Source organism: Paenibacillus puerhi (genome assembly GCF_009846885.1).
Taxonomy (GTDB): domain Bacteria; phylum Bacillota; class Bacilli; order Paenibacillales; family NBRC-103111; genus Paenibacillus_G; species Paenibacillus_G puerhi.
This window is the reverse complement of sequence record NZ_WUWM01000002.1, coordinates 341,691-364,595: the sequence shown is the minus strand read 5'-3', so window position 1 is coordinate 364,595 and position 22,905 is coordinate 341,691. Positions and strand designations below refer to the sequence as shown.

The 22,905-nt window shown below is 51.4% G+C and carries 18 protein-coding genes; 15 read left to right on the top strand and 3 right to left on the bottom strand.

Features of this window, described 5'->3' with window-relative positions; translation table 11 throughout:
* Window positions 1-258: 258 nt before the first annotated feature.
* The 4 genes from citZ (at window position 259) to GSF01_RS03310 (ending at window position 4,601) form a co-directional block, all read left to right on the top strand.
* Window positions 259-1,371: a citrate synthase gene (gene citZ / locus GSF01_RS03325; RefSeq protein ID WP_159881589.1), complete on the top strand. Its 1,113-nt coding sequence runs from the start codon at window positions 259-261 to the stop codon at window positions 1,369-1,371.
* 169 nt (window positions 1,372-1,540) lie between these two features.
* Window positions 1,541-2,836 carry an NADP-dependent isocitrate dehydrogenase gene (icd, locus tag GSF01_RS03320; protein ID WP_159881588.1) on the top strand — a complete coding sequence of 432 codons (1,296 nt, stop codon included), beginning with the start codon at window positions 1,541-1,543 and terminating at the stop codon, window positions 2,834-2,836.
* Window positions 2,837-3,058: 222 nt separating this feature from the next.
* Window positions 3,059-4,000 (top strand): malate dehydrogenase, encoded by a 942-nt coding sequence (gene mdh / locus GSF01_RS03315; RefSeq protein ID WP_159881587.1) that lies wholly within the window; start codon window positions 3,059-3,061, stop codon window positions 3,998-4,000.
* Between the two features lie 175 nt (window positions 4,001-4,175).
* A complete protein-coding gene (locus GSF01_RS03310) occupies window positions 4,176-4,601 on the top strand; it encodes a hypothetical protein (protein WP_159881586.1) in 426 nt (141 codons plus the stop codon).
* Window positions 4,602-4,740: 139 nt separating this feature from the next.
* On the opposite strand, the gene yfbR is transcribed toward GSF01_RS03310, so the two are convergent.
* On the bottom strand, window positions 4,741-5,325 hold the full coding sequence (gene yfbR, locus GSF01_RS03305) for a 5'-deoxynucleotidase (RefSeq protein ID WP_159881585.1): 585 nt from the start codon (window positions 5,323-5,325) through the stop codon (window positions 4,741-4,743).
* Between the two features lie 221 nt (window positions 5,326-5,546).
* On the opposite strand from yfbR, the gene GSF01_RS03300 reads away from it, so the two are divergent.
* From GSF01_RS03300 to GSF01_RS03280, 5 genes are all read left to right on the top strand, one after another.
* Window positions 5,547-7,088, top strand: a complete 1,542-nt coding sequence (locus tag GSF01_RS03300) for a fumarate hydratase (RefSeq protein ID WP_159881584.1) — start codon at window positions 5,547-5,549, stop codon at window positions 7,086-7,088.
* Window positions 7,089-7,100: 12 nt separating this feature from the next.
* Window positions 7,101-8,096: a bile acid:sodium symporter family protein gene (locus GSF01_RS03295; RefSeq protein WP_159881583.1), complete on the top strand. Its 996-nt coding sequence runs from the start codon at window positions 7,101-7,103 to the stop codon at window positions 8,094-8,096.
* A 62-nt stretch (window positions 8,097-8,158) separates the two neighbouring features.
* On the top strand, window positions 8,159-9,955 hold the full coding sequence (pnpS, locus tag GSF01_RS03290) for a two-component system histidine kinase PnpS (protein WP_159881582.1): 1,797 nt from the start codon (window positions 8,159-8,161) through the stop codon (window positions 9,953-9,955).
* An 83-nt stretch (window positions 9,956-10,038) separates the two neighbouring features.
* Complete coding sequence (locus tag GSF01_RS03285) at window positions 10,039-10,758, top strand: response regulator transcription factor (RefSeq protein WP_159881581.1); 720 nt, start codon at window positions 10,039-10,041, stop codon at window positions 10,756-10,758.
* Window positions 10,759-10,987: 229 nt separating this feature from the next.
* On the top strand, window positions 10,988-12,079 hold the full coding sequence (locus GSF01_RS03280) for a Gfo/Idh/MocA family protein (RefSeq protein WP_159881580.1): 1,092 nt from the start codon (window positions 10,988-10,990) through the stop codon (window positions 12,077-12,079).
* A gap of 100 nt (window positions 12,080-12,179) precedes the next feature.
* Here GSF01_RS03280 and GSF01_RS03275 read toward each other — a convergent pair whose 3' ends face one another.
* Entirely contained in the window at window positions 12,180-14,150 is a 1,971-nt protein-coding gene (locus GSF01_RS03275) for a methyl-accepting chemotaxis protein (RefSeq protein WP_159881579.1), read from the bottom strand.
* A gap of 266 nt (window positions 14,151-14,416) precedes the next feature.
* Here GSF01_RS03275 and GSF01_RS03270 point away from each other — a divergent pair, with 266 nt between their 5' ends.
* The 5 genes from GSF01_RS03270 to phoU all read left to right on the top strand — a co-directional run bounded on the left by GSF01_RS03270 (window position 14,417) and on the right by phoU (window position 18,783).
* Window positions 14,417-15,409 (top strand): phosphate ABC transporter substrate-binding protein PstS family protein, encoded by a 993-nt coding sequence (locus GSF01_RS03270; protein ID WP_407945736.1) that lies wholly within the window; start codon window positions 14,417-14,419, stop codon window positions 15,407-15,409.
* A 94-nt stretch (window positions 15,410-15,503) separates the two neighbouring features.
* Window positions 15,504-16,448, top strand: a complete 945-nt coding sequence (pstC, locus tag GSF01_RS03265; RefSeq protein ID WP_407945735.1) for a phosphate ABC transporter permease subunit PstC — start codon at window positions 15,504-15,506, stop codon at window positions 16,446-16,448.
* Window positions 16,448-17,317, top strand: a complete 870-nt coding sequence (pstA, locus tag GSF01_RS03260) for a phosphate ABC transporter permease PstA (RefSeq protein WP_159881577.1) — start codon at window positions 16,448-16,450, stop codon at window positions 17,315-17,317. The genes pstC and pstA overlap by 1 nt, the downstream gene beginning before the upstream one ends.
* 25 nt (window positions 17,318-17,342) lie before the next feature.
* Complete coding sequence (gene pstB, locus GSF01_RS03255) at window positions 17,343-18,098, top strand: phosphate ABC transporter ATP-binding protein PstB (RefSeq protein WP_159881576.1); 756 nt, start codon at window positions 17,343-17,345, stop codon at window positions 18,096-18,098.
* Between the two features lie 25 nt (window positions 18,099-18,123).
* Window positions 18,124-18,783: a phosphate signaling complex protein PhoU gene (phoU, locus tag GSF01_RS03250; RefSeq protein ID WP_159881575.1), complete on the top strand. Its 660-nt coding sequence runs from the start codon at window positions 18,124-18,126 to the stop codon at window positions 18,781-18,783.
* A 948-nt stretch (window positions 18,784-19,731) separates the two neighbouring features.
* On the opposite strand, the gene GSF01_RS03245 is transcribed toward phoU, so the two are convergent.
* Window positions 19,732-20,640, bottom strand: coding sequence for a transposase (locus GSF01_RS03245; RefSeq protein ID WP_159881574.1), 909 nt, complete (start codon window positions 20,638-20,640; stop codon window positions 19,732-19,734).
* A gap of 444 nt (window positions 20,641-21,084) precedes the next feature.
* On the opposite strand from GSF01_RS03245, the gene GSF01_RS03240 reads away from it, so the two are divergent.
* Window positions 21,085-22,905 (top strand): bifunctional diguanylate cyclase/phosphodiesterase, encoded by a 1,821-nt coding sequence (locus GSF01_RS03240; protein ID WP_159881573.1) that lies wholly within the window; start codon window positions 21,085-21,087, stop codon window positions 22,903-22,905.

Here is a 22,905-nt window from a genome sequence, read left to right as displayed (position 1 = left end):
TTTTCGGAACGATTTCTATTTTACCTTTTACCCTATTTGAAGTCCACCCGGTTCGGCGGAAGCCGTCCGGTTGAAGATATTGTAGGAGGCGAGAATAAATTTACATGGGGAAAGACATGCTTGTATGAGAGGACTTACTTGCAGATAGCATATGTTTATGGTGCTGATAATGAACTTTTATGTCTAAATTTGTTCACATTGATTGGTAAATCCTTTATAGTAGACATATGTGATTTGAACGCAAAAGGAGAGATTATCTTGACTGCTACCAAAGGTTTGGAAGGAATCGTAGCTACCACGTCTTCCATTAGCTCCATTATTGACGGTGTGCTTACGTACCGCGGCATCAACATCGACGACCTCGCAGAGAACGCTACGTTCGAAGAAGTTGTCTATTTGTTATGGTACGGCAAGCTGCCCAATCGCTCCGAACTCGCGGGATTGGTCAAGGAATTAGGCGACAATGCCTCCGTTCCGTCCGAAGTGCTTAGCCAAATTAAACTGTTCCCACAGGATGTCAATACGATGGCGGCTCTGCGTACCGCCGTTTCCAGTCTTGCCCTGTACGATGCCGAAGCGAACGACATGACTCCGGAATCGAACCTGCGCAAGGCGATTAAATTGCAAGCCAAACTGCCTACGATTGTGGCCGCATTCGACCGCATCCGCAAAGGCCTTGAGCCGATTGCTCCGAAAGCCGGCGCAAGCATCGCTGAAAACTTCCTGTATATGCTGACGGGGAAAGACCCGGACAAAATCGCGGTCGAAGCGTTGGACAAAGCCCTAGTCCTCCACGCCGACCACGAGTTGAACGCGTCCACTTTCGCAGCGCGTGTTACCGTGGCGACGCTGTCCGATATTTACTCGGGCGTTACCTCCGCTATCGGCGCACTCAAAGGCCCTCTCCATGGCGGCGCGAACGAAGCTGTGATGGCGATGCTGGAAGAGATCGGCACAGCGGACAACGTGTCCAGCTACATCAACGAGAAGCTTGAAAACAAAGTCAAGATCATGGGCTTCGGCCACCGCGTTTATAAAAATGGCGATCCGCGCGCAAAGCATCTTCAAAAAATGTCTCAAGAGCTTGGCAAGCTGACCGGCAACATGAACTGGTACGACATGTCGATTCAAATCGAAGAAATCGTAACCGGTCAGAAGGGGCTGAAGCCTAACGTCGACTTCTACTCGGCTTCCGTGTACACGTCCCTGGAAATTCCACGCGACCTGTTCACGCCGATCTTCGCGATCAGCCGTACATCCGGATGGACGGCCCATATTCTTGAGCAATACGAGAACAACCGGTTGATTCGTCCACGCGCCGAATATACGGGACCTTCCCAGCAGGCTTACGTTCCTATCGACAACCGTTAATCGGTCGTATATGATCAGACTTGGACTGTTTACCCCCATGGGCTGTCTGCAGCAGTCCGCATGATCCCCCAGGAGAGGGTGGACTGCTGCGGCACCCCTATGTTTTCTAGATTCATTATTTTGGGTCAGCATCCGCTGACTCTACTTTTACGAGGAGGATTACATCAACATGGTACAATTCGAGCAATATGCACTGCCGACTGAAGGCGAGCGCATCACGATCACTAACGGTAAGCTGAATGTTCCCAATCAGCCGATCATCCCTTTCATCGAGGGCGATGGAACAGGTCCTGACATCTGGGCCGCTTCCAAGCGCGTGCTGGATGCAGCTGTTGAGAAAGCCTACAAGGGCGAGAAGAAAATCGCATGGTACGAAGTGTTTGCCGGCGAGAAGGCCTTCAATCAATATAACAACTGGCTGCCTGCCGATACGCTGACGGCGATCCGCGAGTATATCGTTGCTATCAAAGGCCCGCTCACTACGCCTATCGGCGGCGGAATCCGTTCCCTGAACGTAGCTCTTCGTCAAGAGCTGGATCTGTACGTATGCTCCCGTCCAGTCCGTTACTTCGATGGCGTTCCTTCCCCTGTAAAGCGTCCTGAGCTCGTGGATATGGTTATTTTCCGTGAAAATACAGAAGATATCTATGCGGGTATCGAGTGGGCAGAAGGCTCTGACGAAGTAAAGAAGGTACTGGAATTCCTTAAAAACGAAATGGGCGTTAAGAAAATCCGCTTCCCTGAAACTTCAGGTATCGGGATTAAGCCTGTTTCGAAGGAAGGCTCCCAGCGTCTCGTGCGCGCGGCTATCGAGTATGCTATCCAGCATAACCGCAAGAGCGTTACCCTGGTCCACAAAGGCAATATCATGAAATTCACCGAAGGTGCGTTCAAAAACTGGGGCTACGAGCTGGCTGAGCAGGAGTTCGGCGACAAGACCTTCACATGGGCGCAGTACGATAAAATCAAAGAAGAGCAAGGCACTGATGCAGCTAACCAAGCGCAAAAAGACGCAGAAGCCGCCGGCAAAATCATCGTAAAAGATGCGATCGCCGACATCGCGCTGCAGCAAGTATTGACGCGTCCGACTGACTTTGACGTTATCGCTACGCTGAACCTGAACGGAGACTATCTGTCTGATGCTCTGGCTGCTCAAGTAGGCGGTATCGGGATCGCACCTGGCGCGAACATCAACTATGTGACCGGCCACGCGATCTTCGAAGCTACTCATGGTACGGCTCCAAAGTATGCCGGCCTTGACGTAGTAAACCCTGGCTCAGTTATCCTCTCCGGCGTTATGCTGCTTGAACACCTGGGCTGGCAGGAAGCGGCTGACCTGATCTACAAAGGTCTGGAAACAGCTATCAACAACAAGACGGTTACGTATGACTTTGCACGCCTGATGGAAGGCGCTACGGAAGTAAAATGCTCGCAGTTCGCTAACGAGATCATCGCTAATTTCTAAATTGGACGAACCCTTAACGGGGAGCGCACGCCCTGCTTGCCTCGGCAACGAAGCCTGACGGCTAAGTACATCCCTGGCAAGGGGCGTCTTGCTCGTGAAGGGCAAGCCCGCTGCCGGGATCATGCAGGCAGCGGGCTGCGGCCCTCATGAAGCTTTAATCGCATCGCTGTAGCTCGAAGCTTTGTCAAACCCACTAAAAGACATTCCCAGGAGGAATTTCTAATGGCTATCCAACGTAAGAAAATTACGGTTGTCGGCGCGGGCTTCACAGGCGCGACTACTGCTTTGATGCTGGCGCAAAAAGAACTCGGCGACGTCGTATTGCTCGACATTCCGCAGCTGGAGAACCCGACCAAGGGTAAAGCGCTTGACATGCTCGAGGCTTCCCCGGTTCAAGGCTTTGACGCGAACATCACAGGTACGTCGAGTTACGACGATTCCGCTAACTCGGATATTGTGATCATCACGGCTGGGATCGCTCGCAAGCCGGGCATGAGCCGCGACGATCTCGTGAATACGAACGCAGGTATCGTGAAGTCCGTTTGTGAGAATATCAAGAGAACGAGCCCGCATTCGATCGTCCTCATCCTCTCCAACCCGGTCGATGCGATGACTTACGTGGCGTTCCAAACGCTCGGCTTCCCGAAAAACCGTGTTATCGGTCAATCCGGGGTGCTGGATACGGCTCGCTATTGTACGTTCATCGCGCAAGAGCTGAACGTATCCGTTGAGGATGTCCGAGGTTTCGTACTAGGCGGCCACGGGGATGACATGGTTCCGCTCGTTCGTTACTCGAACGTAGGCGGTATCCCGATCGAGAAGCTGATTCCGGCTGAGCGCATCGAGGCCATCGTGAAGCGTACCCGTACGGGCGGCGGCGAGATCGTCAACCTGCTGGGCAACGGTTCGGCTTATTATGCTCCGGCTGCATCGCTCGTTCAAATGACAGAAGCGATTTTGAAGGACAAGAAACGTATCCTTCCTTCGATCGCCTTGCTGCAAGGCGAGTATGGCTATGACAACCTGTTCATGGGCGTGCCTACCTTGCTTGGCGGCGACGGGATCGAGAAAATATTCGAGCTTGAGCTGCTTCCTGAAGAGAAAGCGGCCCTTGACAAATCGGCAGAATCCGTTCGCAACGTCATCAAAGTTGTAACGGCTTAGGCTCCTGCCAAGTCCACTCCAAGCCTCCGTGCGCCCAAGCGCTCGGAGGCTTTCGTATGTTGTCTATGATTGTTATCACATGTTCACACAATATTTGCACGTTTGGTTTGATACAGGCAAACGCTTCCGTTATACTGAGGGGGATAGCATTAAATAGCAGAGAGGTGGCTTCACTGTGTGGAATGTGTTGATTTATCTTCATGTACTTAGCGCCATATTAATGGGGATATACCTGGTCCTGCCGTTCCTGGTCGGGCGGGTGGACAAGCTTCAATCCGGCGCGTCCAAGGTAGGCTTTCTGAACGTGCTGTTTACCACCAACCGCGTAGGCCAGTTCTCGCTGATCCTAGCTTTCCTGACAGGTGGCTACATGGTCGGGAAAGGCGATTATTCCGTGCTTTGGATGGTCCTATCCGTCGTGCTGTTCCTGGCGCTTGCTGCGCTGACCGGCATTATGGGCAAGCGTATCCGTCTGGCCGTTAGCGAATCTTCAGGCGGATTGGTCGCCGCTCAGCTTGGGTGGATCAAAACACTCGCGCTGATTAACGGTGTCGTATTTTTCCTGATTGTTACCTTGATGAAATTCCCGATGCTGTTCTAGAAGGGGATTGCCCTAACCGAATGTCCGCTCCTAGAGGGACATGATGAAATAAGAGCCAGATGGAGCCGGTCTCCATCCTGGCTCTTGTTTCGTTTGGGGCGATGCTTGCGGGCCTCTGCTGCGGAGACGGCCGCGGTCGCTACAGCTCGTCGATCGTCTTCTCGAAGCTTGGAGCCATATGCTCCAGGAAGTAATTCAACTCGGGCATATCGAGTGCTGCCATGGATTCCTCGATCTGCTTCTTGGCGATGGCAAATTCGCGGTTGCCTGCCGATAGCTCGGTCACGCATTTGAGGTAGGCGTCCAATTGGTCGGCCGCTTTGATATAGTGCTTGTAGACGCCATTCTCCCCGTTTGCTTTGGTATCGATCAACGGCTCGTAGACCTGTCGCAGAGGCTCAGGGACCATATCGAGCAGACGCTCGGCAGCCAGCTGTTCGATCTCGCGGAAGTTGGACAAAATCTTGGGATTGTGATGCTTGACAGGCGTCGGAATATCGCCGGTAAACACTTCCGTAGCATCGTGAAAAAGCGCCATGCAGACGATGCGGTCCGTCGGCACATCGCGGTCAAACACGGTGTTGGCGATCGTACACAGCGCATGGGTGAGTACAGCGACTTGAAAGGAGTGCTCCGCGACGTTTTCCTTCATGACATTGCGCATAAGGCTCCATCGCTCAATATACCTTAGTCTATTCATATAGGCGAAAAAATGGCTATTCATCGTTATCATCCTTACTCCGATTAATGGCGAAACATGCCGCAGAACGAATTATACACGATTCGCGGGGGTCGTGCGCCCCTCCAATTGTAAAACCTCCGTGACATTTCCCGGATGCCGCTTGCCGCCTGTTTTTCATTCTAGAAAAGGATGTGCCGGAGCGTCAGGCGGTATGGTATGATAGGATTATGTAGTTCAGCTGCCGAAAGGAGTCATCATCCATCATGAAGCAATTTCAAGAAAGCATGTATAACCTGATTGTGGAAACCTCCACCAACCTGCCAGCCGATGTTCGTGAGGCGATCCAAGAGGCAAGACGGAAGGAGGATGCCGGTACGCGTTCGGCTCTGTCGCTGTCTACGATTGCCGATAATATTCGGATGGCGGAGTGCAACGTATCTCCGATCTGTCAGGATACCGGCATGCCGACGTTCATCGTCCGTACGCCGGTAGGCGCGAACCAGCTCGAGATGAAGAAAGCGATTATCGAGGCGGTCGCCCAAGCGACGAAGGACAGCAAGCTGCGGACGAATTCCGTCGACAGCCTGACGGGAGCCAATAGCGGAGACAATATCGGGCCGGGTACTCCGGTTATTCATTTCGAGCAATGGGAGCGTCCTGAGATCGAAGCAAGCCTGATCCTGAAGGGTGGCGGCTGCGAGAACAAGAACATCCAGTATAGTCTGCCTACAGAGCTGGAAGGCCTCGGCAAGGCAGGCCGCGATCTCGACGGTATCCGCAAATGCATCCTGCATGCGGTGTACCAGGCGCAAGGCCAGGGCTGTAGCGCGGGTTTCATCGGCGTCGGTATCGGCGGCGACCGGACAACCGGGTACGAGCTTGCCAAGCATCAGCTGTTCCGTACTGTGGATGATGTAAACCCGAACGAGGAGCTGCGCAAGCTTGAAGATTATGTGATGGAGAATGCCAACAAGCTCGGCATCGGCACGATGGGCTTCGGCGGACAAGTTTCCCTGCTGGGCTGTAAGGTAGGCGTTATGAACCGCTTGCCGGCCAGCTTCTTTGTCTCGGTGGCTTACAACTGCTGGGCGTTTCGCCGCCAGGGCGTGCTGATCGACGCAGGGACCGGGGAAATAACGGAGTGGGTGTATCGCCGGGGCACCGAGCTGCCGATGCAGAAGGACGAGCCCTCCGAGGTCGCAGCGGCAGACAGCGGAGAACGCCGCGAGATTGTGCTGCAGACGCCGATCTCCGAGGAGCAGATTCGTTCACTGCGCGTCGGTGATGTCGTCATCATCAACGGTCCGATGTATACCGGCCGGGATGCGCTTCACAAGTACTTGATGGACCATGATTCGCCGGTCGACCTGAATGGCGCGGCGATCTATCATTGCGGCCCTGTCATGGCCAAAGACGGCGATGGCAACTGGGTGGTCAAGGCGGCCGGACCGACGACGAGCATCCGGGAAGAGCCTTATCAGGGAGATATTATTAAGAAATTCGGCATCCGCGCGGTGATTGGCAAGGGCGGCATGGGCGCCAAAACGCTCAAGGCTCTGCAAGAGCATGGAGGCGTTTATTTGAATGCCATCGGCGGGGCAGCGCAGTATTATGCCGAATGCTTCAAAAAGGTAGAAGGCGTCGATTTCCTGGAGTTCGGCATTCCGGAAGCGATGTGGCATTTGCAAACCGAAGGTTTCGCAGCGATCGTCACCATGGACTCGCATGGCAACAGCCTCCATGCCGAGGTCGAGCACGACTCCCGGACGAAGCTTGAGCAATTTAAAGAACCGGTTTTCGTATAACGGCGGGATCCTATGAGAGAGAATGGGAACCGTCTCAACGGGCTGCTTGAAAAATATTTATTTCTTCTGACCCCGGTATCTCTGATACTCGGGTTTCTTCTTTCTGAACAGTTTAAGTCGGGCGTCAACGCTATTCCGTGGCTGTTCGCTTATTTGACGTTTGTCATGGCCTCAGGCTGCAGCGTGAATTCGATCCGAGATGCGTTTCGAATGCCGAGTGCGATGCTCCTGACTTTCTCCCTGACCCATATTGTTGCGCCGCTGATCGCTTACGGCATCGGTGCCTGGGTGTTCGGAGCCGACTCTCCTTATGTCGTAGGCTTCGTGTTGTTCGCCGTTATTCCACTTGGGGTGTCCTCGGTCATCTGGGTATCGCTATCGAAGGGACATGTGCCCTTCACACTGGCGATGATCGTCATCGATACGGCTTTAAGTCCGTTCGTGATCCCGCTTGCCCTGGAGACAATGTTCGGCACCTCGATCGAGCTGGATCATATGGGGATGCTTGCGGATTTGCTGCTTATCGTGGTGGCGCCGACGATACTTGGGGTGCTCGTCAACGAGCTGTCGAGGTACCGCTTCAAGGCATGGTCGGCTCCCGTCTGCGGACCGACCTCCAAGGTCGCTTTATGTACGGTGATTATGATCAATGCCGCGGCGATCGCCCCTTATATGGTGGAGCTGAAGCGCGACATGGTCGTTGTTGTGCCCTTGGTCGTGCTGCTCGTGAGCCTTTGCTACCTGATCGGCTTTGCTGGATCCTTATGGACGAGAAGACCGGATTTGATGATCGCGGTTACGTTCAGTTCCGGAATGCGCAATATTTCGCTCGGGCTTGTTCTTGCGCTGTCCTACTTCAGCCCGCTGACCGCTGTGCCGGTCGTGCTTGCTATTCTGATCCAGCAGCCGTTCGCCACGCTGAATAATGCTTTCATGAAAGCATTCATGCGGTCGGATCTTTACAAAAAAATAACTGGCATTCCCTCTGCCGAACAGGTACGATATTGAGTAAAATTTATTTCTTGCTGACAAGCTAAGCAAGCTAACCGGCATGGAGGGACCCCTACACGATGAATATGTTTCGCGCGCGTCTTACTCTTATTTTTATGGCCTTGATAGGCGCATCCGTGTTGGCTGTAGGCATATTCATGGCCAGCATGCTCAGAAATTCGTACATCGAATCGTTAAAGCTGAACATGGAACGCGAGCTTCGCATTATCATGACGACGGTCAACATGCAGCAGACGGGGACCGAGGAGGAGAAGCTGGAGTTCTATACGAAGCAGGCCGAGCTTCTGAAGAAGTCTGCGGATGCGAGAGTGACGTTTCTCCAGGCGGACGGCAAGGTGCTTGGAGACTCCGACCGCAAGGCGTCCGAGCTGGAGTCTCATGCGAATCGGGAAGAGATTATCGAGGCTGCGCGCGACGGTATAGGGTATGCGACCCGTTACAGCGATTCCGTCGGCAAGAACTTGCTGTATGTGGCCCTGCCCGTGCCGTCTGGGGGAGAAACGGTCGGCTTCTTGCGCTTGTCCATGAGTCTCACCGAAATTGATAATTCCATCCGCAATGTATGGTTTGTACTGCTCGGAGGATTGGCTGCCGTCTTTGCTTTAGCGGCCTTGATCAGCTACCGGGTTGCATTCAATATAACGCGCCCGATCGAACTGATTACGAGTGTAGCACAGCAGATCACGGATATGAATTATAAGTATCGGGTAACGGTTAACAAGAAGGACGAGATCGGTCAGCTTGGCACAGCGATCAACCGGATGGCCGACAGTCTGCAGCTCCAGATGGAGCGGATTCTGGAGGACGAGAGCCGGCTGAAGAGCGTGCTCGAGAATATGATTAGCGGCGTCGTGATGATAGACCGTGAAGGCAAGATTGTGCTGCTGAACCGGTCGGCCGAAGAGATACTCGGCTTCTCGTCGATGGAGCTTCTTGGTAAGCGATTCGATCAGGCGAAACAGCAATATGAATTTACGCAGTTGATTCAGGAATGTATCGAGTCAAGGGAGCATATCCGAGACGAAATGGTATTCTATTTCCCATCCGAGCGCATCCTGGAGATCAACCTGAACCCGATCTCGCAGCAGGGACAGGACTGGTCGGGGCTGCTTATCGTGCTTCATGACATTACGGCGGTAAGGCGTCTGGAGCGGATGCGCAGCGAATTCGTAGCCAATGTATCGCATGAGCTGAAGACGCCTATCGCCGCCGTCAAAGGATTCGCGGAAACGCTGCTGGCTGGAGCGCTTAACGATAAAGAGACCGCCCGGTCGTTTCTCCAAATTATCTTTGATGAGAGCGAGCGCCTCAACCGGTTGATCGGCGATATTCTCGAGCTGTCCAAAATTGAGTCGAAGCGCATTCCGCTGCAATTCTCGCCTATCCATCTGGCACCCTTTGTCCATAATTGTATCAACGTGCTGAACGCGCAGGCTTCGGCCAAGGACATCAAGATGACGATGGAGGTGCCGGGGGATCTGTATATGGAGGCGGACGAGGATCGCTTGAGGCAAATTTTGATCAATCTGCTGTCCAACGGGATCAACTATACGCCGGAAGGCGGCCAGGTCAGCATAAGCGTCCAGCATGTCCCGAGCTTGACCGGTCTTGCGGAGGCTGATCAGGTGCGCTTCACGATCAACGACACCGGTATCGGTATCCCCAAGAAGGACATCCCGCGTATCTTTGAGCGCTTCTATCGCGTAGACAAAGCGCGTTCCCGGGTTTCCGGCGGAACGGGGCTAGGGCTTTCGATTGTCAAACATCTGATCGACCTTCACAAGGGCTCCATACGGGTGGAAAGCGAAGTAGGGGTGGGTACGACCTTTAAGATCGACATGCCCCTTATTCACTAGCTTGCGACAATCGATTTACCGTTTGTCAATATTTTCACGCTATGGTAAGCTTGAGATATAGAATTTGGAGTCGGGGGATATTCATGCCACAAAAGATATTAGTGATTGAGGACGAACCTACTTTAGCGCGCCTCTTGTCTTATAACCTCTCTCAGGAAGGGTATGAGACCAAGGTCGTCGATCACGGGAGCGACGGCTTACAGGCAGCGCTTCAGCAGTCGTTCGATCTGATCGTGCTGGATATTATGCTTCCGGGTATGAACGGATTTGAAATATTGTCTAAGCTGAGACAGAAGGGGAACCGGACGCCGGTTATCATCCTGACCGCCCGTAATGCCGAGGAGGAAGTCGTGCAGGGGCTAAAGCACGGGGCTGACGATTATATTACCAAGCCTTTCGGCGTAGCCGAACTGCTGGCCCGCGTTTCGGCCGTTCTGCGGCGGACGATGACGGGGGAAGGGCTTCAAGAGAAGACCTCTTCGGGAGAAAAGGTGATTACCGCAGGGGATCTACACATTTACCCGGAGAAATACGAGGTTGTGCTGGGTGGAGAGTCGATTCCGCTGAGGCCCAAGGAATTTGAGGTGCTGCTCTATCTGGTGCAGCGCCCGGGCGTCGTTATTACAAGAGACGATCTGATGAACATCGTCTGGGGATTTGATTACATCGGCGGTCAGCGTACGGTTGACGTGCATGTCAGCTCCTTGCGCAAGAAGCTGGAGATGAACCAGCAGTCCGTTCAGATCGAATCGATCCGCGGCGTCGGCTATAAGCTGGTTACATCGCCGACGAAGAAAGCATAGCTATATGAAGTACCGCATGCGGTAAAAGCAGGTTCCCTTTCTTAGGAAAGGGAGCCTTTTTCTTTCCCAACGGCCTTCCGCCGGACCGCCGGTCATCCCAAGGACAGAATCGCATGCAAACAAAGCCAAATCCGGCATATCTTTTTTCAGCCTATTGCCTATACTAAACATATTGCGCTTTGTTAGGAGACAAGCGTCATATCCGTTACGAGTGGAGGAGGAGCTAAGGATGTCAAAAGTGTTTAGAATCGGAATAATTGGCTGCGGGGGGATTGCTTTCGGCAAGCATATGCCTGCCCTGAACAACCAGCCGAATGCGGAGCTGGTCGCTTTTTGCGATATTGAAGAGGACCGTGCCCGGGATGCGGCGACGAAGTTCGGGGCCGACGGCGCGAAGGTGTATACGGACTATCGGGAGCTGCTTCAGGATTCCAGTCTAGATGTTGTACATATTTGCACCCCTAATGACTCCCATGCGGAGATTACGATCGCATCCCTGGAATCGGGCAAGCATGTCATGTGCGAAAAGCCGATGGCGAAAACCGCAGCCGATGCCAGAAGGATGGTGGAAGCGGCCAAGCGGACCGGCAAAAAGCTGACGGTCGGCTACCAGAACCGCTTCCGTCCGGACAGCCAGTTCCTGAAGCAGGTATGCCGGGATGGCGAGCTGGGCGACATTTATTATGCGAAAGCGCATGCCATCAGGCGCCGAGCCGTACCGACATGGGGTGTATTTCTCGATGAGGAGAAGCAGGGCGGGGGCCCGCTCATCGATATCGGGACCCATGCGCTGGACCTGACTTTGTGGATGATGGACAATTATAAGCCGAAGGCTGTGCTCGGCACTGCTTTTCATAAGCTGTCGCAGAAGGAAAATGCGGCCAACGCCTGGGGGCCGTGGGACCCGAAGCAATTTACGGTAGAGGACTCCGCCTTCGGCATGATCACGATGGAGAACGGGGCAACGATCATGCTGGAGTCCAGCTGGGCACTGAATCTGCTGCAGACCGGCGAAGCGAAAACAACGCTATGCGGTACCGAAGGCGGCGCCGATATGTGGGACGGGCTGCGCATCAATGGGGAAAAGCACAGCCGGTTGTTTGCTAATGAAATCCAGCTGGATGCCAAGGGCGTTGATTTCTACGACGGCTCCAAAGAAAGCCCTGCCGACCTGGAGGCCAAGCTGTGGCTGGAAGCGATCGAGAAGGATATCGATCCGGTCGTCACACCGGAGCAAGCTTGTGTCGTATCGGAGATTTTGGAGGCTATTTACGAATCGTCCCGTACCGGGAAGGCGATTTACTTCCATAATGAGGCTTAGCATACGCCTCTAACGACAAAGAAGAACGTACCTCTTACTGCGGCTTGATCGCAGCATCAGGTACGTTCTTTCTCAAGCGGGGAGTTAAGCAAAGCCTACCCTATACTGGGATCAGTTTCTTCTCCGCGTCTTCTTGCTTGCTCTCCTCCTGTTTGACTTCTGCGGACCTTTGCTCTTCCGAAGAAGGCTCCTCCACAATAAGTTTTTCTACATGATGTTCCTCAGGCTGTTGATACTCCTCAATTTGATGGATGATGGCTACATCTTGGGAAGCTCTGAGAGCCGGATCCGAGTCATGATTCCCCGCAGCAAGTACTTCCTCTGTCTCTCCATGTTCTTCCCCGATCTTAAATGTACTCATTTCATCGAATAATTGCTGAGCGAGAAGCCTCATATCATCTGCTCCTCTGGCGATTTGATGAATCGCTGCATCCTGCTGGAGCGAGGAAGAGTTGACTTCTTCTACGCCTGCTGCGGTTTCCTGAGAAATACCGGCAACATGCTGGATGGAATGCACCAGCTCGTTGTTTTTTACATCTGCAGCCGCGATGCGTTCATGAATCAGCGTAATATGTCCGTTAAGCTCGTCCATGGACTGGCGGATGTCTTGGAAAGCGGTGGAGCTTTCCTCCATCTTTCCGTTTTGAAGCTCGAAGGATTGCCTTGCTGCGCTTAGGATGGCTTCGAGCTCTCCAATCTGGTAAGCCAGCGATTTCACGATGACGCCGATTTGCTTGGAGGATTCGTTCGTTTGGCCGGACAGCAGGCGGACCTCCTCCGCAATAACCGAGAAGCCTTTGCCGTGGACTCCCGCACGCGCCGCCTCAATCGCGGCATTCAAGGCCAATACGTTCGTCTGCGTCGAGATTTCGGTAATCGTACTGACGATTTTACCTATTTGGGCCGAGCTTTTCGACAGCGTATCCATGGAGGCGAACACTTGCTGCAAGACGCCTTCAGAATGCTGCGCGGCCGTTTTCAGACCTGCCATTGATTCCGAGCCGGTATACGTATTGAAGGCGGCCTCCCGGCTTTTGCGCTGCATGATCTCTGTTATGCGTGCAATTTCCTGTACTTGGCTCGACAGCTCAGCGATAGATATGGAGCTGTGCTCGGTATGCCTAGCCTGCTTTTCGGTGCCTGAGGAGATCTCCTGAATAGCCCGGACAATATCGCGGTTAGCTGCCGCGGTGGAACCGGAGAATTTGCGAAACGTTTCCGAATGCCCGGATAGCGTGGAAGCGATCCGCTTCGTGTTGGCGAGCATCGTTCGAACCTGCTCGACCATATGATCGAAGTCACGGCTTAGATTGCCAAGTTCATCACGGGAAGTATGGTTAATCGTCTGACTTAGGTCTCCTTGAGCGATCCGTTTGACGGCCTCCTGAAGACGCTTGATAGGTCTTGAGAACGAACGGATCAGGATGACGGCTACAACCGAACTAAGAATCAGCACGGCGGCTAAAGACAGAAGGGACGTATTCAATGAGGCGGCTACATAAGAAGAGGAGCTGGCCACTGCCGCCTCGACATCCTGGGCGTAGGCCTGGTTAAATTGGTCGACCAGTTCGAATATATACTCCTTATGTACCTGGGACAATTCATGAAGCTTGGCTAATTGGTCGTTCATGTCTGCCAGCGATAAGCTTTTGTCTCTGACAATAGTCACGGCAGAATCGAAGGTGGCCGTATATTCAGTGGATGTATTTTTCAGGCGCGCACTCCACTTCCGTTGGTCTGCATTGGAGGCTGTCGAAGCGATCTGCTCCACGAGGGCGTAGAAATCCAACTTACTGCTTTCAAATGTTTCTATCAGAGCTTCATTTCTTGAGATAAGAAATCCGGATTTAATCGCGTCAATTTCATTCGTCTTAATTTTCAACTCCAGTGCCAGCTGCTGTTTCTGCATCTCATGATTCTGATGTAGGACTTGATCGTGTATCCCGTTCACCTGGCTTCTATGATAGGCGGACACACCAGCGAAGATCGCGAGCAAGACCACGAAGCTGAGAATCAGCTTGGCTTGCAGCGTCAAATGCCATACAGGCAGAGACTTGATTCTAGTAATCACGTGAGTTCCTCCTAATGTAATAAAATGATAACCAAACAAGGGATGCATGACTATTGTACGATCCAAAAATTAAGTCTATGTACGGATTGCGTAAACGCACTGTAAATATTATCAGGGTCTTCCAGACTAGGACCACGATTGATCAGAAGAATTCATAGATTTCGTGATTTTTAACATTGCGTTAACAAAGGAGTGAATTAGCGAAAACATTAGAGCTGTAACATTGCAATTGTGAGCAAAACACAAACACTTAAGGAGTGGTCAAGTTGTTTAAGAAAAGTACGTTGGCAGTAACTGCAACAGTATTGGCACTATCCCTGGCAGCATGTGGTACAAAAACGGAAAACCCAACACAAGGCAGCGGTACTACTCCTGCGCCCGCGCCAGCCAAAGAAGCTCCTCCTGCAGCTTCCAGCTTGAAAGGCGAAATCAAAATTGACGGTTCCTCCACGGTGTTCCCGATTTCCCAGGCAATCGCGGAAGAATTTATGAAAAAAAATAAAGACGTTAAAATTACTGTCGGTGAGTCGGGGTCGGGTAACGGCGCCAAAAAACTGATTGCCGGCGAGATCGATATCGCAGACATGTCCCGTACCTTCAAGAAGGAAGAGCTGGAAGAGCTTAAAACCAAGCAAAATACAGAAGCAATTGAAATGCCTATAGCTCTTGACGGCGTAACGGTTGTTGTAAACAAGAAGAACACATTTGCCAAGGAAATGACGGTAGAAGAGCTCAAGAAAATTTGGAGCAAGGACAGCAAGATCAAGAAATGGAACGAGGTTCGTCCAGAATGGCCGGATAAAGAAATCAAGCTGTACGGTCCAGGAACGGCTTCGGGTACGTTCGAATTTTTCACAGAAGCCATCAATGGCAAAGCTAAAGAATCCCGTTCGGACTACACAGCTTCCGAAGACGATAACGTACTCGTAAAAGGTGTTGCAGGGGATGAATTCTCCCTCGGATACTTCGGCTTTTCCTACTATAAAGAAAACGAAGACAAGCTGAATGCAGTTGGCATTAAGAAGGATGCAAGCGCAGCTGCCGTATTGCCGAACCATGATACGATTGAGAAAATGACTTATGCACCGCTTTCCCGTTACATCTATATTTATCCTTCGAAGAAAGCGTTGGAGCAAGCTCATGTCAAAGAATTCATTAAGTACTATAACAGCGAAGAAGGCGCTAAGCTTGTCGAAGCCGTGAAGTACATCAGGCTTCCGAAAGAAGTCGCTAGCAAAAACCTGGAATCTATTAAGTAAGAACTGAATTTCTGGCCGTGACGCTCACCGGATCAGGCAGTGTGGGCGTTGCGGCTTTTTAACAATATCATTTGCTTTACGCGGGGGAATGGTAATGGAGAAAATGGCAGGACAGATAGCAGCAACAACGGCCAGCTCGAAGGTCAATTATAAGAAGAAAAAACGTATACTTTCTTCAGATGTATTAATTCCGAAAATACTGGCGTTTTTCGCCATTATCTCGATTCTCACCACGGTAGGGATCGTCTTTATACTTGTTTTTGAATCGGTGGGCTTTTTCCGGGTGGTTCGCTTCTGGGATTTCATAACCGGCATCAAGTGGACGCCGTTATTCGAGCCGCCTGAGTACGGTGTATTGCCGCTCATCACAGGAACGCTGCTGATTACGGTGATAGCGAGCATAGTAGCTATACCGATCGGACTGGGCAGCGCCATTTATCTAAGTGAATATGCACCTGCAAAGGTACGGAATATTATAAAGCCAATCTTGGAAATTCTCGCCGGCATCCCGACGATTGTATATGGTTTTTTTGCGCTGACCTTTGTCACGCCTGTGCTCCGATTTATTATTCCGCAAACGGAAATTTTCAATGCGCTTAGCGCTGGTATCGTCGTAGGCATTATGATTATTCCGATTATTTCGTCCCTAAGCGAGGATGCTATGGTCGCCGTTCCAGCCGCGCTTCGTAACGGAGCCTATGCCTTAGGAGCCACGAAGCTAGAGGTTGCCATTAAAATAGTAGTTCCGGCAGCATTGTCCGGGATCGTTTCATCGTTTGTACTGGGACTTTCCAGAGCCATCGGGGAGACCATGATCGTGACGCTCGCCGCGGGCAATATGGCAGTGCTTGCCTATAATCCGCTGCAAAGTCTGCAAACCTTGACGGCGTATATCGTTTCGGTAAGCTCGGGCGATACCCGCTACGGCTCCACGGAGTACTTGACTATTTATGCGGTAGGGATGACCTTATTCGTCCTGACGCTAATCATGAATATTCTGGCAAGCTATATCTCGAGAAAGTTCAGGGAGGAATACTGATGGAAAGCAAAGAAACGCTTCTGCACATCAATCGCCGCAAGCGAAAAAACAAGCTGTACCATCGGTTGTATTTCGCCTCTACCTGCTTTGGCGTGCTTGCTCTTGCCTTGCTGTTGATACAAGTTCTGGTCCAGGGCCTCGGCTGGTTGGATTGGGATTTCCTGAGCAACTATTCCTCGAGGCTCCCTGAACGGGCGGGCATATTAGCTGCATTCGTCGGTACGCTTTGGCTGATGGCGATCACAGCTCCGCTGACATTTATCATCGGGGTCTCCACAGCCATCTATCTGGAGGAATATGCGAAGGACACTCGCTTCAGTCGGATCATCCAAACCAATATAGCGAACCTGGCCGGCGTACCTTCTATCGTATACGGGCTGCTAGGTTTGACGGTATTTGTACGCTTGCTTCATCTCGAGCGCAGTATCTTATCGGGTGCATTAACGATGACCCTGCTGGTGCTGCCAATCATCATCGTATCCTCACAGGAGGCGATCAAGACCGTGCCGCAATCGCTGCGCAATGCGTCGTTTGCACTTGGGGCCAACCGCTGGCAAACCATCGTGCGCGTCGTACTGCCATCGTCCCTTCCCGGTATTCTGACCGGTTCTATTCTTTCGCTGTCCCGGGCTATCGGGGAGACAGCTCCTCTGATCGTAGTCGGAGCCGTCGCCTATGTGGCTTTCCTGCCGCGCTCGCCGCTGGATACGTTCACCGTTATGCCGATTCAAATTTTTAACTGGGCCAGCCAGCCGCAAGCCGAATTCCAGAACGTAGCCGCTGCGGGAATTATACTGCTGCTCGTCATGCTGCTCAGCATGAATGCATTCGCCATTTACTTGCGGAACAAGTATCAGAGAAAGCTCTAGAAGACGGTCAGGGGGAATAGAAGTCATGGCAACGATAGTGGATATCAAGCAGCTTGATCTGTACTACTCCGAGTTTCACGCACTTAAGAAAGTAAATATGGATATAACTGAAAACTCCGTTACTGCCTTTATCGGTCCATCGGGCTGCGGCAAATCTACGCTGCTGCGGACGCTCAATAGAATGAACGATATGATCAAAGGCATCAAGATCGACGGCCAAGTCAACATAGACGGGCAAAATATTTACGATCCCAACGTAAACGTAGAGCTGCTGCGTAAAAACATCGGGATGGTGTTCCAGCAGCCCAATCCGTTTCCCAAATCGATATACGATAATATTGCGTATGGTCCTCGCATTCACGGCATAAAAGATAAAGAGCAGCTCGATCACATCGTGGAATCCAGTCTGAAAGCCTCCGCCCTGTGGACGGAAGTCAGCGGCAATCTGAAAAAGTCGGCATACGGGTTGTCCGGTGGTCAACAGCAGCGTCTTTGTATCGCGCGTGCGCTGGCTGTCAATCCTCGGATATTGCTTATGGATGAGCCAACCTCTGCGCTCGACCCGATATCCACTCTGAAAATTGAGGAATTGATTCGCGAGCTGCGCGACAGATACACGATCGTCATCGTCACGCACAATATGCAGCAGGCTGCACGTATCTCGGACTTTACTTCCTTTTTCCTGAACGGTGAAGTGATTGAGTCAGACCAAACGGAAAAAATCTTTACAACACCGACCGACCAACGCACAGAAGATTACATCACGGGACGCTTCGGATAACAAAGACTAGGGGGCGAATGCCAGAATGGATACAAGATCGAATTTTCATTCCGCATTGGAAGAATTGCAAAGTGAACTGCTCAAGATGGGCAGTCTGGCTGAGAACAGCATAGAAGGAGCGGTTGAGGCACTCAGCAGGCGGGATGAAGCTCTGGCTCAGCGCATTATCGAGAATGATGATCAGATCGATGAGCTTTTACTGGAAGTGGAGGAAAATTGCCTGCGATTGATTGCCCTCCAACAGCCTATGGCTAGCGATCTTCGTATAATCGGAACAGCACTGAAAATCGCTATCGACTTGGAGCGTATCGGTGACCATGCGGTCGATATCGCCAAAATTGCTCGACGTCTGGCTGGAAAAACGCAGGTTAAGCCGCTCGAGATCATCCCCCATATGGCCGTCCTGGTGAAGGAAATGCTGAGCGAAAGCTTGGCCTCCTATACCGATCGTGACATTCACCGTGCCGCATCTCTGGCTGAGCGCGATGACGAGGTAGATAAGCAATACAGCGCTATCGTCGATGAGATTAACGGCTTGATGAACGTCGATGTATCGCGCAACCGTGAGCTGTCCCAGCTTATGATGTCGGCTTTATATCTGGAGCGGGTTGCCGACCATACAACCAACATAGGCGAAAGTGTGATTTACATGGTGACAGGCAAGCGCAAGGACTTGAATATTTAGACTCTGTTTTAGAAGAACAGCTCTCTTGGATTTTGGAGAGCTGTTCTTTTGTATGAGCTGAGAGGAGAGGGGAGTTGAGCTGTGCTGTGCTGACCTAACTTAACCTGACCTGACCTGAGCTGCCTGGGCTGCCTGGGCTGCCTGGGCTGATTGAGTTGATTAAGTTCATTGAGCTCCCTGGATTTGATTAAGCTGGGCCGGGTCGTTGGCAATCCGGTCTATGAAGAAACGGCTGTTGCTGCTTGGATGCTAAGTTTTGAGCATGCTTGATTTTGAGTGCTCGGCTGACCGTAAGGTCGGTTTGCACTTCCTTTGGAGATTATCCCGATCGCTCAGGAAAGGACTCGACTTCGACTGACTATTTATACCGCTTATACGGCTTTCTTACCATAAGCTGTCCTCGGAAGTTTCCCTTCCTATCCAGGTACGACCGCCCAAAGAAAGTTTGCTAAACAAACCCCAGAAATATGAATCGACAAAAATATGCTGACCCCCACAAAAGTCCTGTGGTCCCATAAGTTCATGACAAATAAAAGAATGCTAAAGTTTCCAATGAAAGAATGCTAATGTGACCCAATGACAGAACGCTAAGGTGAGCCAAAGAATGAACACAAATGTAACCAATGAATGATCGCTAAGGTGAGCCAATGAATGAACACAAATGTAACCAATGAATGACGCTAATGTGAGCAATGAATGAACACGGATATAACCAATGAATGATGGCTAATATGACCCAACGAAAGAACGCTAATGTGCCCAGTGAAAGATTCGCTTATATGACCCAATGAAAGAACACTAATGTGACCCGCTGAATGAACGCTCATATGACCTCATAGAAGAACGATAATCGAATTAGCTTTCTCTGAAAGAAAGTAGCACCTGGCTAGTTCCTGCTAAATAGCGCCGTTCAGGATATCGTTATGTGGGTTCAAGAAAAAACAAAGCTTATCCAGCAGGAGAAGCCATGCCTGTGGAAAAGAAGCCCGGATGGACGATCCGGAAATAAGTGGTTCGAGGCGAAGCGGCCATTAGATTCAAGAGCGATGAAAAGGGAGAGCGGTCTGATCTGGAAAGCATGTACCGGTAAGTGAATTCTTCCAGATATGCCTGCAGATGCTTAGGGCCGATACCATGAAAGGTTCGATTAAGCCAACTACCGGCTATAAGGGCGATTGCATGCAAATCGCGAAAACGCTTCGGGCTGAATGGGGCCGTCACGAACTCGGATTCGGTTTGCCTGGGGGAGATACAGCTCTTGTTGAAGTGTTCTTTACCACTGGAGCGAACGGAGTTGCCATTCGAATGCTCAGCAGGCACTTTCTTTATCTTAAGATGAACAGGATCGCCGCTATCATCCAGGGCTGCGCCGATAAAAAGCAGCTGCTGACGAGGATGCTGAACGCTGCTGCAATACCGGGGACGGCCATACGAGGCGACATTGACTCGAACAATGCCCGCTAATAGCTTCTGGTCATTGGATAGGGTTATGGCATGACGAAGCTTGTGCAGGATGAGCCATGCGGTTTTGTAGGTGACCTCAATGATAGAGCTGAGTTGACGGGCATTTATGCTGCAAGAAGTATCCGATACAAGAAAGATGGCCATAAACCATTTGCTTAGAGCTGTTTTACTGCCTTCCATCACAGTTCCGGCAATCAAAGATTCTTGGAACGCACAGTGTCTGCATTCGAATAGCGGCAACCGCCGCGTACGGATCCGGTAGGCATGCTGATGCCCGCACAAGCTACACGTAAAACCGTTGGGCCACTTGGCTGAGAACAGGGTGTTCTCGCAGGCTGCTTCGTCTGCATAAAACCGGCGGAAATAATCAAAGTCCATAGCGTTCTTTTCCATGCACGTCCCCCCGTTCCTTTACGACATTGTTGGAAAAAATAAGAACATTTGTTCCTATATAATATAACATATATTTGCTTTTCTATCAATCTTTCCTTTTATATTTTGCCTACTGAGCGATGGGGATAATTCCTCAAAGGGGCTGAAAAAGCAAGTAAACAGTTAGACAATCAGAGAAACAGACGGTTAGACGGTAATACAGTAAGACAGTAAGACAGTAAGACAGTAAGACAGTAAGACAGTAAGACAGTAAGACAGTCGGTCAGACAGACAGTCAGACTCTGAAGCTGAGTAAAGCAGGGTTTCCCTGACATTCCTCAAAGCCATAAAAAATGTTTACAACACATTTACATAAATGCATGCGGAGTTAACACGGGGTTGAAAGTCCTATGCTAAAGTAGGTAATAAGTAGCGGTCGCCAAACGAAGAAAAGTGAGGATGCATATGGCAGCACAACGAGGGTGGAAGGAATCAACCGATGAGCTCACGCTTCTTCGGGAGGAGCTTGAGCATATTATTCAACAACAGTCGATACGCTCCGTGTACCAGCCGATCGTTTCTTTGCGGGATGGGGAAATTGCCGGTTACGAAGCTCTGACCCGGGGACCCGAGGATAGCAGGTTTCGTTCGCCGCTGCCTATGTTTTCTATTGCGGAACAGGAAGGACTGCTGTATCCGCTCGATCGGCTGGCCCGTGCCAAAGCGATCGAAGGGGTCAGACTTAACCATGAGAAGCAATTATTGTTTATTAACGTATCGGCTGAAATACTGAATGATCCGTTATTTGCTCCGGGCAAGACCTTGGAGCTCCTGACCGCCCGCGGCTTGAGGCCTTCAAACGTCGTGTTTGAGATTACGGAGAGGAGCTCGATTGAGGATTTTGCGTCAGCTAAAAGAGTGCTGGATCACTACAGACAGCAGGGATATCGGATTGCCATCGATGATGCGGGAGCCGGGTATTCCTCTCTTCAGGCCATAGCGGAGCTCGGTCCCGATTATATTAAGGCAGACAAGTCGCTTATTGCCGGCATGCACCGAAGCAAGTCCAAGGAATATATTTTGGAGACGCTGGTTACTTTTGCAGACAAGTTGGGCATCTATCTGATAGCTGAAGGAATCGAGTCGCCTGACGAACTCATGAAGCTGACAAGAATGGGGGTTCATTACGGTCAAGGCTATTTGCTGGGGAGACCATCCGCAGAGAAACCAATCGATATACCGCAGGACATCCGGCGTCAAATCGTCGAGCATCGAAGTATGCTGGATTGGACGGGACATATCCTGACGATCGGCGAGCTGGCGGCGCCCAGCCCGACCTTCGAAGCGGGGACGCCGATCTCGCTTGTAGCGAATTATTTTAAGAGCCGAGTGGAGGCCCAGGGTGCAGTCGTAGTGAAGGAAGGGAGACCCGTAGGTCTCATCATGAGAGAACGGCTGTTCCAGCAGCTGGCAGGCCAGTATGGATACTCATTATTCTGGAACAGGCCAATCGATCAATTGATGGACGACGATCCCTTGATCGTGGATGAGGGGAAGCCGGTCGAACTCGTCTCGAAGCTTGCGACAAGCCGGGACAGCGGTCATTTGTACGATCTGGTCATCATTACCTCAAACGGGCAAATGCATGGAATGGCATCCGTAAGAACGATTCTGGAATGCATCACGAACGCCAAGATGGAAAATGCCAAAGTGGCGAATCCTTTAACAGGTTTGCCCGGGAATCTACAAATCAACCGGGAGATTAAGAGGCGACTGGCTAGCGAAGGCCGATTTTCCGTCATTTATGCGGATTTGGATTTTTTCAAATGGTACAATGATCGCTATGGTTTTCACAAGGGAGATCAATTGATTCAATTTACGGCCGATTGTATCCAGTACTCTATTCAGATGATGGGGTCGCCTTACGATTTTGTCGGTCATATCGGCGGTGATGATTTTATCGCGATTACGGCTTGCCCGGATTCGGAGAGGCTGTGCCAGGAAATGATCAGGCGTTTCGATGCAGGAGTATCGGCCTTCTACGAGGTCGAGAGCTGGACCTATGTCGAGGACCGTCACGGCAATAAAGTAGATAGCGACGGGGTAACGCTGTCGTTGTCCTTGGTGGTCTGCGAATCGGGAAGGCATGTCACGCCGGAGCAAATCTCACTGACTGCGGCGCGGCTGAAGAAGAAATCAAAAGCGCATCGAGGCAGCGTTGTATTCTGTGACCAAGCAGGGGAATGCGGCGCTGCGTGCTGGCAAGGAACGTCTGGCATTACCTAG